Origin of the sequence: Clostridium septicum (assembly GCF_003606265.1) — a bacterium.
Classification (GTDB): Bacteria; Bacillota; Clostridia; order Clostridiales; family Clostridiaceae; genus Clostridium; species Clostridium septicum.
On sequence record NZ_CP023671.1, the window covers coordinates 600462 to 615648 of the forward strand.

The 15187-nt window shown below is 28.2% G+C and carries 19 protein-coding genes and 1 pseudogene; all 20 read right to left on the bottom strand.

The annotated features are described in order from the left end of the window. Nucleotide 1: 1 nt before the first annotated feature. Nucleotides 2-382 carry a flagellar export chaperone FliS gene (fliS, locus tag CP523_RS02680; protein WP_066676943.1) on the bottom strand — a complete coding sequence of 127 codons (381 nt, stop codon included), beginning with the start codon at nt 380-382 and terminating at the stop codon, nt 2-4. A 10-nt stretch (nt 383-392) separates the two neighbouring features. Beyond that, nucleotides 393-677, bottom strand: a complete 285-nt coding sequence (locus CP523_RS02685; RefSeq protein ID WP_066676944.1) for a hypothetical protein — start codon at nt 675-677, stop codon at nt 393-395. Between the two features lie 15 nt (nt 678-692). Continuing rightward, nucleotides 693-1034: a flagellar protein FlaG gene (locus CP523_RS02690; RefSeq protein ID WP_066676945.1), complete on the bottom strand. Its 342-nt coding sequence runs from the start codon at nt 1032-1034 to the stop codon at nt 693-695. 9 nt (nt 1035-1043) lie between these two features. After that, nucleotides 1044-1259, bottom strand: a complete 216-nt coding sequence (gene csrA / locus CP523_RS02695; protein ID WP_066676946.1) for a carbon storage regulator CsrA — start codon at nt 1257-1259, stop codon at nt 1044-1046. A gap of 94 nt (nt 1260-1353) precedes the next feature. Further along, nucleotides 1354-1773, bottom strand: coding sequence for a flagellar assembly protein FliW (fliW, locus tag CP523_RS02700; protein WP_066676948.1), 420 nt, complete (start codon nt 1771-1773; stop codon nt 1354-1356). Between the two features lie 14 nt (nt 1774-1787). After that, on the bottom strand, nt 1788-2780 hold the full coding sequence (gene flgL, locus CP523_RS02705; protein WP_066676950.1) for a flagellar hook-associated protein FlgL: 993 nt from the start codon (nt 2778-2780) through the stop codon (nt 1788-1790). 16 nt (nt 2781-2796) lie between these two features. Next, nucleotides 2797-4632, bottom strand: coding sequence for a flagellar hook-associated protein FlgK (gene flgK, locus CP523_RS02710; RefSeq protein WP_066676952.1), 1836 nt, complete (start codon nt 4630-4632; stop codon nt 2797-2799). 45 nt (nt 4633-4677) lie between these two features. Beyond that, the gene (locus tag CP523_RS02715; RefSeq protein WP_227909585.1) at nt 4678-5100 is read right to left on the bottom strand and encodes a flagellar protein FlgN; all 423 of its coding nucleotides are present in this window, start codon (nt 5098-5100) and stop codon (nt 4678-4680) included. 2 nt (nt 5101-5102) lie between these two features. Further along, entirely contained in the window at nt 5103-5378 is a 276-nt protein-coding gene (gene flgM, locus CP523_RS02720; protein WP_066676954.1) for a flagellar biosynthesis anti-sigma factor FlgM, read from the bottom strand. Nucleotides 5379-5485: 107 nt separating this feature from the next. Then, nucleotides 5486-6619: a flagellar motor switch phosphatase FliY gene (gene fliY / locus CP523_RS02725; RefSeq protein WP_066676956.1), complete on the bottom strand. Its 1134-nt coding sequence runs from the start codon at nt 6617-6619 to the stop codon at nt 5486-5488. Further along, nucleotides 6612-7607, bottom strand: a complete 996-nt coding sequence (gene fliM, locus CP523_RS02730) for a flagellar motor switch protein FliM (RefSeq protein ID WP_066676958.1) — start codon at nt 7605-7607, stop codon at nt 6612-6614. Before fliM ends, fliY begins: the two co-directional genes overlap by 8 nt. A 16-nt stretch (nt 7608-7623) precedes the next feature. Next, nucleotides 7624-8022 (bottom strand): chemotaxis protein CheW, encoded by a 399-nt coding sequence (locus CP523_RS02735; protein WP_066676959.1) that lies wholly within the window; start codon nt 8020-8022, stop codon nt 7624-7626. Between the two features lie 24 nt (nt 8023-8046). Then, entirely contained in the window at nt 8047-8406 is a 360-nt protein-coding gene (locus tag CP523_RS02740; RefSeq protein WP_066676960.1) for a response regulator, read from the bottom strand. Between the two features lie 13 nt (nt 8407-8419). Continuing rightward, entirely contained in the window at nt 8420-9016 is a 597-nt protein-coding gene (locus CP523_RS02745) for a chemotaxis protein CheC (RefSeq protein ID WP_066676961.1), read from the bottom strand. A 15-nt stretch (nt 9017-9031) separates the two neighbouring features. Further along, the gene (locus tag CP523_RS02750; protein ID WP_066676962.1) at nt 9032-11047 is read right to left on the bottom strand and encodes a chemotaxis protein CheA; all 2016 of its coding nucleotides are present in this window, start codon (nt 11045-11047) and stop codon (nt 9032-9034) included. A 14-nt stretch (nt 11048-11061) separates the two neighbouring features. Continuing rightward, nucleotides 11062-11829: a CheR family methyltransferase gene (locus CP523_RS02755; protein WP_066676964.1), complete on the bottom strand. Its 768-nt coding sequence runs from the start codon at nt 11827-11829 to the stop codon at nt 11062-11064. A gap of 8 nt (nt 11830-11837) precedes the next feature. After that, nucleotides 11838-12398: pseudogene (locus CP523_RS02760) on the bottom strand (CheB methylesterase domain-containing protein); the annotation flags it as partial. A 42-nt stretch (nt 12399-12440) separates the two neighbouring features. Beyond that, nucleotides 12441-12932 carry a chemotaxis protein CheD gene (locus CP523_RS02765; protein WP_066676968.1) on the bottom strand — a complete coding sequence of 164 codons (492 nt, stop codon included), beginning with the start codon at nt 12930-12932 and terminating at the stop codon, nt 12441-12443. A 5-nt stretch (nt 12933-12937) separates the two neighbouring features. Further along, on the bottom strand, nt 12938-13399 hold the full coding sequence (locus CP523_RS02770) for a chemotaxis protein CheW (RefSeq protein WP_162926017.1): 462 nt from the start codon (nt 13397-13399) through the stop codon (nt 12938-12940). Between the two features lie 4 nt (nt 13400-13403). Next, nucleotides 13404-15176, bottom strand: a complete 1773-nt coding sequence (locus CP523_RS02775; RefSeq protein WP_066676973.1) for a flagellar assembly protein A — start codon at nt 15174-15176, stop codon at nt 13404-13406. Nucleotides 15177-15187: the final 11 nt, after the last annotated feature.

Sequence of the window (15187 nt, forward strand, 5' to 3'; positions counted from 1 at the left end):
TTTATTTAATAGTTTTTGAAACTTCATACGCCTCATGCCATATATTTTTAACTTCATCTATTAAGGGTAAAACCTCATCTAAGTATTCTACATTTTTAGTAATATTAGCTTGTACTAATTTATCTTTTATAAATATATAAACTCCTAGTAATTGATCTGCCCATTCTCCTGAATCTTTATCTAAACTTACTATTAATTCTGTAAATATATTTTGTACTTTTACTAAATTATCATGACTCTTATTCACATCTTTATTTGCTAGACCTTCTCTTGCAATTTTTGCAAACTTTACAGCCCCATCTACCAACATCAATAATAGCTGTTCCTTTGAAGCATAATTTACACTATTATTTTTATATATATTATATGCATTACCGTACATCTATTTCCTCCTACTTTTTGATATCTAAAAAACTTCCATATTCTGATACCTTAAAATCATCCTTCTTTTCAGCTTTAACTTGTATTAATGGTTGTACAAACTTATTTGCTTTAACAGTTATTTTTTTCTTCGATTTCTTATCTTTCTTAACAAACTCATTAAATGATTTACCTTTTTGCTTTTCACTATCCTTATATATTGAAATTTCAGTTTTTCTATGAACAATTCCATTTACAGTTTTTTCGTAAACTTTTTTTCTTAAATCTGTATCTATTTTATTTAATAAAAAGTTCATAGTACCTCCCCCTAATTAGGCTTCTTTATCTACCATTACACCAACCATCTTGCACATTTTAGCTACAAAATCTAATATTTTTTTAGGAGGACATTCCATTATAACTTCGTCTGTATCACTATTAATTATTTTAATCATTACATCTCCGAACTCTTCATGAACTGAATATTTAACATATGTATTTTTCTCTTTTAAAAATTTATTAAGCTCATCTATAGCTTTTAAAATTTTCTCTTTTTCACTTTCACTGTCGGGTATTCTCTCTATAACTTCATTATCCCCTAGCACTTGAGAATCTTGTGCTGAGTATATGCTTAGGTTAGTCTGTCCAACTCCGCTAACTAACTTTCCTAACATTTGTCACCTCTATTTTTTTATGTTTTTCAACATATTTATATCAATTTTAGTTGCCTGTATATTTTCCTCTTTTACTTCTTTGTATAATTCTTTTCTTAAAATAGTTACCTCTTTAGGTGCTTTAACTGCAAGTTTTACACTTCCATCTTCTATTTTAGAAATTGAAATCTCTATGTCATCTCCTATTAAAATTGATTCACCCTTTTTTCTTGTAATTACTAACAATTATACTCCCCCTTATTAATTGACAATTAATATTTAACAATATTATAATCCATTGCTTTAAATTGTACATTGCAAGTTGGTAATTGTCTATTTTCTATTTTGAAAGTGGATGTCTTATTTTATATTCTTCTCTATCTACTATAAATTGTTCCCCATTTCTATCCTTTATATTAATAATTAATGGGGCTTTTAAATTAACTGTTGCTTTAGAGACATCTGAATTAAGTGTAACTATAACATATAACATCACATCATTTGGAGATTGTACGTGTAAATTTTTTATTATTTCTTCACTTAATTTTATTTCATAATTCTCTTCTACAGAAAAAGGGGAAGTTATAATAAATGCTAAATCTGAATCTTCTATGGATTGTAATAAACTAAAATTAGTTTCTTCTACTTCTTTTATTACATACTTTTTTAAATTATCAAATCCTGGTATTCCTTTTTCAAAGTTTATTATGTCTGATTCACTATATACTATTTTACCGTGTACAGGAGATATTATTTCCATAGTTTTTTCCTCCTCTATTTTAAGAAGTCTAATAGTGAAGGTTGTAGTATTCTTGCACTAGTTTGAAGTGATGCCATATAAACACTTTGTGCTACTGCAACCTCCATAGTTTTTTCTGCAAAATCTATATCTTCAGTTTGAGATAATATATCTTTTATACTAAAATTTTGCTCTTCATTTTGATCTTGAGCTGATTCCATTCTATTCATCTTAGCACCAACTTCAGCTCTAACCTTATTTATATTAGCCATAACCTCGTCCATTGCTTTTAAGTTTTCATTAATTATTCTTGATAATTTAACAGGATCATTTGAATCTAAATTATTAGTAATTTCACTAAGTAAATCCATAACATTTATATCATCTTTTTTACCTTTAAATACTAATAAATCTGTAGCTGACACGCTATAATCCATAGTTACTCCTTGAGTAATTTCAACTTTTAACTTTGTACCTATCATAGAAATTTGATTTTGTATATCTATATCTTTTGAATCTAATCTTAAGAACTCTCCATCTCTACCACTTAAATTAAGTAAATTATTGCTAGTAACAGGGTCTTGCATAATATTTACTGGCTTAGAATTTACTTTAGTTCCACCAAATAAATATTTCCCATCAAAACTTGTATTTAATATTTGTGATATTTCATTTGTTTTTTCATTTATTTCATCTTTTATAGCTCTTTTTTCATCAGGACCATAAGATGCATTTCCTGAAGATACCATAAGCTCTCTAATTCTTTGAAAAGAATTATTTAATTGTTCTAAAGCAACATCTGTTGTTTCTAACCAATTTGAAGTATCTTTAATATTTTCATTATATTGCTTATTTACTCCTATATCAGAATGTAATTGCATAGCTCTCGCAACTTTAAATGGATTATCTGACGGTCTTCTTATTTCTTTACCTGATGTTAACTGATTATTTAAAGTTTTTAAGTTTTCTTGATTTCTTCCTAAATCTCTTAAGAAGCTTGTGGACATCATTGAATTTGTAACTCTCATATATTGCTATTCCTTTCTATCTTTTCAACCCATTTACTATAACATCTAGTAATTCGTCTATAGTTGAAATTATTTTTGCATTTGCATTATATGCATGTTGAAACTTAACTAAGTCTGCCATTTCATCATCAGAAGATACTCCTGATATGGACTCCTTAGTTTCTTCTAAGCTAAATAATAAATCTTCTTGATTAGAAACCATTCTCTTAGCTTCTTGTGTTTGTACACCTAGTCTATCTATAGTATCTTTAAAGTATGCTCCAACTCTCATTCCAGAAGAACTGTTTAATATTTTAAGTCCATTATCTTGTAATAGGCTTCCTCCTTTAGTTGGATCAAACATATCTTTTCTTGAAACTATAGTTTCATTTATATCTTGAATTTTAATAACTGAATCTCTTATTTGTGCTATAGCTAATGCTCTTGCTCCATCTGCTTCACCATCAATTGTATTTTGATCTGGATATCCAAATTTATCATCATTAGTTCTAGTTTTAATTTTCATAACATCTTCAAGTATTTCTCTATTTATAGAAATATTTTTAGCTGTTATTTCTTCTTCTGAATATAAAGTTTTTTCTAAATTTGTTAGCAAATTACTATTATTGTATTTAGCTACATCCTTATTAACAAAGAAAGGTAAATAGTCTCTTTCTACTTCTCCTCCATCATTTAACGGATTGCTCATCCCACTATGAATAGCATTTACAGAAAATGCTATTGACTTAGCAAGTTTATTTAACTGATCCATATAGTCTTTAATATCTTTTTGAACTGATACTAACCCACTTAACTCTCCTGTAGTAGGTTCAAATAACATTAATTCTGATGCATTTATAGTAGAACCATCTTTTATTGGATATCCATCAGCCTTTATTGCTTGTCCATCCTTTGAAGCCCATATAATTCTATTATCTTCTATTTCTTTTATTTGTTCTGGTGAAAGCCCAGTAATTTTTAAAGTTTGTTTATTTTCTTCACTATCCATACTACCTTTTTTGTAATATGTAATTATATATGTATCGTTAAATATATCTTGTGGATCTTTACTAATATCAGATATATAAGATAATCTAGCTACATCAGTATTAGGACTTGAAGTAATGAAATTAGTAAGCTTTACTACCCCAGTATCTTGTGGGCTTATATCAATTCCATTAAATTCTCTTTTATCTACTTTAAGATTAAATTTATAACTTAATTGATCTAACAATGTATCTCTTTTATCCATTAAGTCATTTGGTGAATTTCCTGAAACACTTACATTTAATATTTCTTGATTTGATCTATCTAATTGATTAAGTAAGCTATTTATTTCAACTACATCACTTTTAAGTCTTTCTTGAGTGTTTTTTTGTAAATCTTCAAGTTTACTATAAGTATTATTTAAAGCATCAGTTAATGCTGCTGTTTGTTGAGCTACTACAGTTCTTGCATTAGAACTACTTGGTTGCTTAGATAACTCTTGAAAAGAATCAAAAAATTTCCCCATAAGTGTAGATATTCCTGTATCTGATGGTTCATTAAAAACACTTTCTACTTGATATAAAAAATTATTTCTTGCATCATATCTACCAAGAACAGAATTTTCATTTCTAATTTGATAATCTAAAAAAGTATCCCTTACTCTTTCTATAGCTTGAACCTGAGCCCCAGTTCCAAGTTGTCCTGCTTGAACTGATGCATTCATTCCTGTTCCACCAAAAGGACGTGTGGTTTCTACCTTAACCCTTTGCCTAGTGTATCCTTTTGTATTTAAATTTGCTATATTATGTGATGTAACATCTAAAGCTTTTTGTTGTACATTCATACCACGCTTTGCTATATTGAAAGTTGATAATAGTCCTGACATTTTTCTCCTCCTTAAAAAATCAATATTTTCTATATCTATTTTTTATTATCTTTTTATATTTCCATAAGAATTATAAATTGGAACTTCTCTCCTTGGATTTAATATAGCTAAAAGTTTATTCGTAAAACTTAATTGTTGTTTTATTAATAACTCATTAGTATTCTTCTGAAGTATTACTTCATTTAACATTTTTTGAATTTCCCTATATATATTCTCTAAATTTTCATTTTCTATATTCTCTAAAATTTCACTAATTGTATTTTCATTTAAAACTTTTCTTCTTTCTATTTCTAGTACTGCAACTTCTTTGTTGCAGTACTGAATATCTTCTACAATTTGTTCTAAACCAAATATATCTTTATCCATTATCAATTTATACTGTTTATCTAATAAACCTAACAATTGATTTAATGATTCCTTTTCTTTAACTAATACTTCTATTAATAAGTCTACCAAATCTTTAACCATACTTATTTAATTCCTCTCATGTGATCAAGCATAGCTTTTGCAGTTAACTTCGCATCTACATTGTAAGTTCCATTTGATAATTTAGTTCTTATTTCACTTACCTTTTTTTCTCTATCAAATTCGCTTTTATCTATTCCATAATCCCTCAAGGCTTTTGCTTCTTTAGATATTTCTATTCTGTCTTTTGTTACCTTATTAGCCACATTGTTCACCTTGTTAGTTGATATCTTATTATAAGAATTAATTCTATTGGTTATTCCTATTCCTTTAATATCCATTGAAATTCCCTCCTATTTTAATTCCGTACTTAATTATCGTATGTAAGTATTGTAAGTTTATACTAAAAAGCAAAAAAGCCAATCCGTTTAAAAAGATTGGCTTTTTTTTATCTTAATGAATTAATTCTATCTACTCCATTTACAATACTAGTAATTCTAACTCCAAAACTTTCGTCAATAACTACTACTTCTCCATGTGCAATTTGCTTTCCATTAATTAAAACCTCTACTGGCTCTTCAGCTAACTTATCAAGTTCTATTAATGAACCTGTGCTTAAGCTTAATATATCTTTTATACTTTTCTTTGTTCTTCCTAATACTACTGATATATTCAAAGGAACATCTAGTATTAAATCTATATTCTTATTTGCTTCACCTATCTTTTTAGACTCTAATGGTACAAATGAAGCTTTATTTACTTCTATTGTTGGTTGATTTACGTTAATTTCTTTACTCATAATAGCTTCCTCTACTCTACTGCTGCTAATGTCTTGTTGTAAATTTGATTCTGCAATCTCTTCAGCCTTTATATCTTCTATTTTAGCTTCTACATTATTAAATTTTTCTATTTCTTCACCCATCATTATAGAAACTATCTTTTTAGCTGTTGGTATAGGTAAAATTTGCATTATATTAGATTCTAATAATTCACCTATCTTTAAATCAAAACATACTCTAACTATTTCTTCTTTTTCATCTATTGAATCTGAAATACTTTCTTCTAAGGCTCTCCATATTTTTGAATGTGGTGGAGAAATATTTACTTCTCTTGCAAACATAGTTGCCATTGAAGTGGCCGCTGATCCTATCATTTGATTCATAGCTTCTTGTACAGCGCTTACTTCAATATCTGACAATTCAATACTATCTACTTCACCATTTCCACCCATCATTAAGTTTGCTATTACAGCTGCATCTGTAATTTTCATTATTAATATGTTTCTACCAATTATTCCCGTTACATATTCAACATCAAGAATTATAGTAGGATAATCAAACCCTTCTTTTATTTCTTTTAATGTTGTTATTGAAACTTTAGGCGTTGTTATATGAACTTGTTGATTTATTATTTGATGAAGAGCTGTTGATGCTGAACCCATAGAAATATTTCCTATTTCTCCAAGTAAATCCTTCTCTATATCAGATAATTGTTCTTCTTCAACATTATTTTCTTTTTCTGACCCCGAATCTCCATTTAATAAGGAATCTATTTCTTCTTGTGATAAAAATCCATTACTCATACTCATTCACATCCTTATCTAAAATATCTAAAAGCTCTATGCCCATATTTTTCCCTACAATTCCAGGTTTAGCTATAAAACACTCTTGATCTTCTACATAAACTTTAATTGGATTATCAGACTTTGTATTTAATACTAGAACATCTCCTATTACTAAATTTAAAAAGTCATCTACTGTAACTTGAGTACTTCCAATTTCAGCATGCATGGATACCTCAACAGGATTTAGTCCTTCCTTTAATCTCTCCCTTGATTCTTCTATAAGGGCTGCTTCATCTGTTTGGAACCAATATTGAACTATTAATTTATCTAATATCTTCTCCACACTTAAATATGGAATACATAAATTCATATATGTAGTATTTCTTCCAAGCTCTACTGAAAAGCTTAATAATGCTACTGGTTCATTTGGTCCTAAAGTTTGATTAGCAGATGGATTTGTTTCCAATCCCTCAAATTCCGGTTTAACATCTAATACTCCATCCCATGCCAAGACTAAGTTGCTTATCATATCAGATGTTATTTGAGATATTATATTTTTATCTATTTCAGAAAATTCCTTAGAATATTTCTTCCTATCTCCCGTTCCTCCCAAAAGTATATCTAAAATTTGAAAAGAAAACTGAGGGTTCATTTCTAGAAGTATATTTCCTTGTAATGGTGGCATCCTAAAAACAGTTATCATTGTTGGATTTGGTATTGAATGTATAAACTCTTGATAAGTTATTTGTTCAACACTTTGAATTTCTACCTTTACGTTTTTCCTTAATTGTCCTGAAAGATAATTTCCCACGAGTCTAGCGAAACTATCATGTACCATCTCCAGTGTTCTTATATGATCTTTTGAAAACTTTTGAGGGCTCCTAAAGTCATATTTTTTTACCTTTTGTTTATCATCCTTCTCAACTAACTCCTCTGGAGCAACATCCCCTTTTGATAAGGCAGATAGTAAGGCGTCTATTTCGTTTTGAGATAAAACTTCTGCCATTTTCCTCCCTCATTTCCTATTGATTTAATAATTTTTCTATATCTATTATAGTAAGTAACTTATCATTTATTTCAATTACCCCTCGTAAATATCCTTGATTACTGTGTAATTCTAATTTTTGTAAGTTGTTATCATCTATGTCTATTACTTCATCTACTTCATCTACTGCAATTCCAATTTCTTCTTCATCTAACTTTAAAATTATAATATTACTTTGCTGCCTATCTGAAGCAATATTTAATAATAAATTAATATCAACTAAAGACTTTATACTTCCCCTTAAATTAATCAATCCTTTTATATAAATAGGTGCTTTAGGTACTTTAGTTATAGACATCATATCATTTATACTTTGTATCTTTTCAGTTTCTACAGCAAAATGTTCTTTACCTAACTTAAATACTACAAATTGCATTTAACATGCCTCCTAATTAGGTTTTTAACCTATAACTTTTGTAATAGCCTCTAATACCCTATCAGCTTGGAATGGCTTTACTATAAAATCTTTAGCTCCAGCCTTTATAGCATCCATAACCATTGATTGTTGTCCCATTGCTGAACACATAACAACTTTTGCATTTGGATCAAACTTCTTTATTGCTTTAACGGCTTCTATTCCATCCATATCTGGCATTGTTATATCCATTGTAACAACATCTGGCTTTTCTTTCATGTATATATCTACTGCTTCTATTCCATTACAAGCTTCTCCAATAATTTCGAAACCATTCTTTTCAAGTATGTCCTTTACCATCATTCTCATGAACGCTGCATCATCAACAATTAATACTCTTGACATATTTTACCTCCAATTATGCTATTCCTATAGATTTTAATATTTTTTCTAATGATCCTGGAGCAGGTATATAGTATAAGTTACCTTGAATATTACTATTATTTTCTCCAGTATATAATGTTTCTATATCTAGTGCATACTCATCATATTGTCCAGCTTCTATGAATGTAGATACAAGAACTGCACTTAACATATCATTAGCTACAGCTGGAACAGATACAGTTGCTCTAATGTTAATAAAATCACTTATTGCATTCATAAATGAAGAGGCTATTATATTTCCAACTTCACCTATTACTGAAATACCCATATCGTCTATTTGGTTTTTATATCCACATAATGAAGAAATAATATTTAATGCAATTTCTGTCTCAAAAACATATAGTAAGCTTCCTTCAATGTCATCTAAAACCTTAACTAAAACTGCTACTACTTCATTTTCTTTGTGCTGATCAAATAAGTCTTCAAACGCTATTATATTAACATTAGGTACTGACATATCAATTTTACTGCCTAACAATATAGATAAAGATGTTGCTGAATTACCAGCTCCTATATTTGAAATTTCTTTTAAGGCATCCAATTGAATTTTAGTCAACTCCTTATAATTCATAGTCTTTCCCCCGTGTTATATAAGTGCTGCTACATCTAAGATTAATGTAACTGACCCATTTCCTAATATCGTAGCTCCAATATATTCCTTTAGTGTTTTTAATGTTTTTCCTAAAGGTTTTATAACTATTTCTTGTTGTCCTAGTAAAGAATCTACAAGTAATCCTATAGTCTTCTCACCAACTTTTACTATTATAATGAAATTTTTTGTTGTAGAATTATTTCCAATTCCAAGTCTTTCATTTAGTCTTACAAGAGGTATTACACTATCTCTATATATAATAACTTCTTCTCCATTAGTCTTTTGGATGTTTTCTTCCCTATAATCAATAACTTTGTCAATAAAGCCTAAAGAAATTGCAAAGGTTTCTTCTCCTACTTTAACTAATAAAGCTTGTATTATTTGTAATGTTAATGGAAGTTTTATTACAAAAGTAGAACCAACACCTTCTTCACTTATAACATCTACTGTTCCACCTAAAGAAGCTATTTTAGTTTTTACAACATCCATTCCAACTCCTCTACCAGAAACATCTGTTACAACTTCGTTAGTACTAAACCCTTGAGAAAATATAAGATTTCTAATATCATTATCACTTAAGCCTTCTGTACTTATTCCTACTTTTTCAGCTTTTGCTTTAATCTTATTAACCTTTATTCCTCCACCATCATCAATAACTTTAATTAATGCTTTAGTTCCTTCTTGGTAAGCAACTAATTTTATAGTTCCTTCTTTAGATTTACCACTATTTGCTCTTTCTTCTTTACTTTCTATTCCATGATCTGCTGCATTTCTTAAAAGATGTATTAAAGGTTCTCCAATTTCATCTATTACTGTTCTATCTAACTCAGTGTCTGCCCCTTCAATAACAAATTTTATATCTTTATCTAACTCCACTGATAAATCTCTTATCATTCTTGGGAACCTATTAAACACAACATCTAATGGTAACATTCTTATTTTCATCACTAAATCTTGAAGATCAGAAGTAGTTCTTTCAACTTGTTCTAAAGTCTCAACAAGTTCTTGAGATTTATCATCAATTACAATTTGTTCTAATCTAGTTCTATATATTACAAGTTCTGATACCATATTCATAAGCTTATCTATTCTTGCTAAATCTACTCTTACAGACTGATGTGATTTTTTAGTTTCTTTTTTCTTATCTATCTTTTTTTCTGAAGTAGTACTTTTGATAGATTCATTTACTTTTATATCATTCTCTTTTATATCATTTTCTTTATTATCTTCATTTTCTTCTTTAGTCTCTTCTTCATTCATTGCTATATCATCAATAGTTATAGTACTTGTATTTACTTGTTCTACCTCTGATATATTCTTTACGATATTATGTATTTCATCTACTTCACTACTTGTAATTATAGTAAATATAAGCTTGGTGTCAAATTGTTCATTTTCAATATCTTCAGTTGTTGGAATAGACTTTATTATTTCTCCATGACTTTCTAATTCTTGTACAATCAAAAAAGCTCTGGCTGATTTCAATAATGTATTTTCACTTAATGTTATTTCTATATTTATTACATTGAAACTATTTTGTATAGCTTGTTTTATAATAGATAAATCATATTCATTTAATTGAATATCTATTTCATCCTTGCTTTCTAATATTTTTATATTTTTTTCTGGTTCAGATACTGATATTTTTTGTAACGAACTAATAATATCATTTATATCTACAACCTCATCATTTTCTTCTTCTATGTTAGTTACCATTCTCTCTAATGTATCTAAACAATCAAACAAAATTGTTACAACATCTTGAGTAACTTCTAACTTTCCTTCTCTGAAATTTGATAATACATCCTCCATCTTATGGGTCAATTCTGCAATATCATTAAACCCCATAGTAGCAGCCATTCCCTTTATAGTATGTGCTACCCTAAAAATTTCATTTAGTTTATCTATATCATTAGGTTCTTGTTCTAAATCTAATAATGCTTCATTTAAAACTTGTAAATTATCCATAGATTCTTCTAAAAACATATTCATATATTGAGATGTATCCATTTCAAATCCCCCCTTTATATTTTTTTATATATAAACGTAGACACCTTTTCTAAATTATAATCTTTATAATTATATATACTTTCGGTAGCCCCTATAAAAAGTAAACCACCCTTTTTAAGAGAATTACTAAACTTATTAAAAATTTCATTTTTAACATCATTCTTAAAATATATAACTACATTTCTACAAACTATAAGATCAAAATCTCTTTCATATGTATCGAGTATTAAATCATGTCTCTTAAATGTTATCATAGATTTTATATTACTATCTATAATATATTTATTGTCAACATTTTTAAAATACTTGTTTATATACTCTTCTCTTACATTTTTCATTTCCGCTAAAGTATATTCACCTAACTTAGCTTTCTCTAGAATTCCTTTATCAATATCTGTTGCTAATATAGTGTTTCTACCTAAAGGATTTAATTCCTTTAATAATATACCTAAACTATATGGCTCACATCCAATTGAGCATGCAGCACTCCAAACTTTTATTTTAGAATTACTAGTTAAAAGTTCATTTTTAATAGCCTCTTCTAATTGCTTAAATATCTCTGGATTTCTAAAAAATTCTGTAACATTAATAGTAATAAAGTCTAAAAATCTTTCCCTTTGTTCTTTATCTTTACTTAGAATAATTTTATATTCTTCTAATGATTTAACACCTACTCTAGACATTAGACTGCCTATTCTTCTATTTAATTGTTCTGGCTTGTATGCATTTAAATTAACACCAAGTTCTTTGAAAACCCACTGATGAAAATCATTAAAATCCATATTTCCTCCTACGATTTACCTAATAAATCTTTTAATTTATTTGAGATTTCATGTAAAGGCAATACAAAATCTACCGCTCCTGTTTCATATGCCATCTTTGGCATACCATATATGGTACAAGTACTTTCATCTTCTGATATAGTTGTACCTCCAGCTTCTTTAATTGCCTTAGTTCCATTAGCACCATCTCTTCCCATTCCAGTTAATATTACAGAAATAACATTTTTTTTATATACTTTCGATGCTGACTCAAATAATTTATCTACTGCAGGTCTTACACCCCATATAGCAGGATCTTCATTTAAGTAAATTTTATTATTTGATTCAACTTCCATATGATATCCCCCTGGAGCTATATAGGCAGTATTTTTCTCTATTTTCATTCCTGTAGTAGCTTCTAAAACTCTTATATTACAGCATTTATTTAATCTATCTGCAAATGATTTTGTAAATCCTCTTGGCATATGCTGTACTATTAGAACAGGAACACCTAAATCATATGGTAAATACTTTAATACTTTTTCTATTGCTTTTGGTCCTCCTGTAGAGGCTCCGATAACTATTACTTCATATGTATTTTTTTTAACTACACACAAAAATCATTTACCTCCTTATATTTCTTTTATACCAGCTCCTACAACTCTAATTTTTACTGTCCCATTTTCCGCTTCCACTATCATAGTTCTTCCTTTATCTCCACCGACATCTTCGGATATTAAAGTAAGTCCCAATAAATTAATTATATTTTTGGTTGCCTCTATGTTTCTTTTACCTATATCACTTACAATTTTCTTATCTGTAAAATTAAACATAGAGGCTCCTCCAGCAATTTTAACAACTATGTTCCTTTTTGAACATCCTAATTTCATCATTTTATCTAACAAAGCAGGAACTGCTAAGTCAGCATATTTCATTGGATTAGTTATATTTTTAAATTGAGTGCTATCAGGAAGCATTATATGAACTAATCCAGCAACTTTCTTTATTCTATCATAAAAAGCTATTCCAACACATGAGCCAAGTCCCATTGTAATTACACTTCCTGGTGCAAAAACAATAGAGTAATCTGCAATTCCTACTCTAACCTCATTTTTAGCATGCATTAGATTCACCCTTGAAACAACATGGCTTCTTCTTCTGTTGATAATATCTTATCTAAATCCAGCATAATTACTATATTGTCATTTTTTCTTATGAATCCTCTCATATATTCTTTAGAAACTAATGAAGAAACTGTTTTGGGATTATTAACTTCATCTTTACCTATACTTAAAACCTCACTAACATTATCTACCAATATACCAATTTTTCCAAACTCTTTTTTTACAACAATAATTTTTTTATCTTCTAGATTGAAATTATCTTCTAGACTCTTATTAAATCTTTTTACAAGATTTATTACTGGCAATATTCCCTCTTCATAGTCTATTACTCCTTCTAAAAAACTTGGGGAATCTGGTAATTTAGTAGTTTTTTCTGAGCCTAAAATTCTTTCTACCTCGCTAATATCTGTAGCATAGAATTCTTTTCCCAAGTTAAATATAAGTATTTTCATCTCATCCATATATATCCTCCTATAAAACAAACTTTTCTATTTCAATATCTCCAAATTTATCTAGATAAGCATGTATATCCTTTGAAGGTTTGTCCAAGACATACTTCCTATTACCAACTATAAAAACAGTATTTTGATATGCAATATCTGCATATATATGCCCCTTAGCTTCAACTTCTAGCTTAGTTGTAAATCCTGCCTCGCTTCCAATAATTTTAGATTTAATTACTTTTTTTGCTTTAATATGTCCACCTCTACATATAGCATTATTTTGAATAAACTCTACACTTTCTAAACTTTTTATATTAGATGCAAATACACCTTTTCCACTTATGCATATATTACCTGAAGCTTCAATATTAGCTTCCTGTGCATATTCAATATTCAAATCAACAGGTAAACTTAAATTACATTTAAGTTTTTCTATTTCTAGTAATGCTTCATCAATTATTTGATTAAGCTCCATATAATTCAATATCTTTGTAGGTCCTAATCCTATTAATTTTGATTTTATAAGTGAAACTACTCTTGACTGTGCTTCTTCATCATTTATAGTATTAGATATAACACTAATGCATTGTCTCACTATCATTTTATATTTTGTATCTATTAAAGTTTTTATCAATAAACCATCTGTTCCACCATTATTAACAAGTTTCTTTTCCTTTAAAAACTTTATATTTTCTACTATAGAGTTTAAACTTTCTATTAATTCATTTAGAGAAGTTATTCTTGTTTCTTTCAATAAATCGGTGCTTCCTACATTAATTTTAGAATTAACTATACTACCTAAAATAGAACTATCACCTTTAGCCTCTATTTCTGATGAAAATATACCTTTTAATATAAATACACCTTTTTCCGCTTTAACTTTCATTCCTTCTGTAACTTTACCTTTTATTTCTATAGCTCCAGCAAATTCTATATTTCCCGTTGAAATATCTATATCTTTTTCTATTACATATATAGGTTCTACAGTTATAACATTCTTTTTTATATTAGGCCTTCCATCAATACTAGCCACTATCTTATTATCTTTTAATATGCATCCGTCTCCAACTTTATACTTTAACTTGTTTTTAGGTTTTTTTAATAATAGCTTTCCAAAAACATCTATACCATCTTTACCTTCTTCTCCTTTTATAATTTCGGCCAAAATTTCTCCAGCTTTAACACTTGTTACATAATTTAAATTTTTATAATCTATATTTTTTAGTGAATCTAAATCCTTTTGATTTTTTTTATTAAAATATATTTTAAGCTTGTCCTCTTCAGGATGTACTGGAAATAATCCTCTTGCAATAATTAACTTTTCTACCTCATAGCTATCATTAACTAATTTTAAATTTTCTGTATCAACCCCATAAACAATTCCTTTTTCCTTTAATGCTTTAATAATGTCCAGACTTGATACTTTTTGTTCTATGTTTTCTTCAACCTTTTCTGTTTCTAATTGAATAAAATTCCTTTTATCTGTATCACTTAATTTATATACAAATGAAGGTGTGTACTCTATAGTTAGGTATGCTTCAGTATTACTTTTATTAGTTGTAATATTTATAACTGAGTTACCTTCCTCTTTTTTACCTTTAAAAGTTATTTTGTCCGTATCTTTAACTTCTATAGAGTCTGTTATAAGTTTATCATTTACATAAAGTTCCCCACTATTAGTTGGAATTAATTTTGCAAACTCTCCATTTCCCTTTGGATTAGTTATAATAAATTCTCCTTTTTCTATCTTTATACTTCCATTAACGTTTTCATCTAAAGTTTCTTTAAGATTAGTATTCATAATTCCTCCTT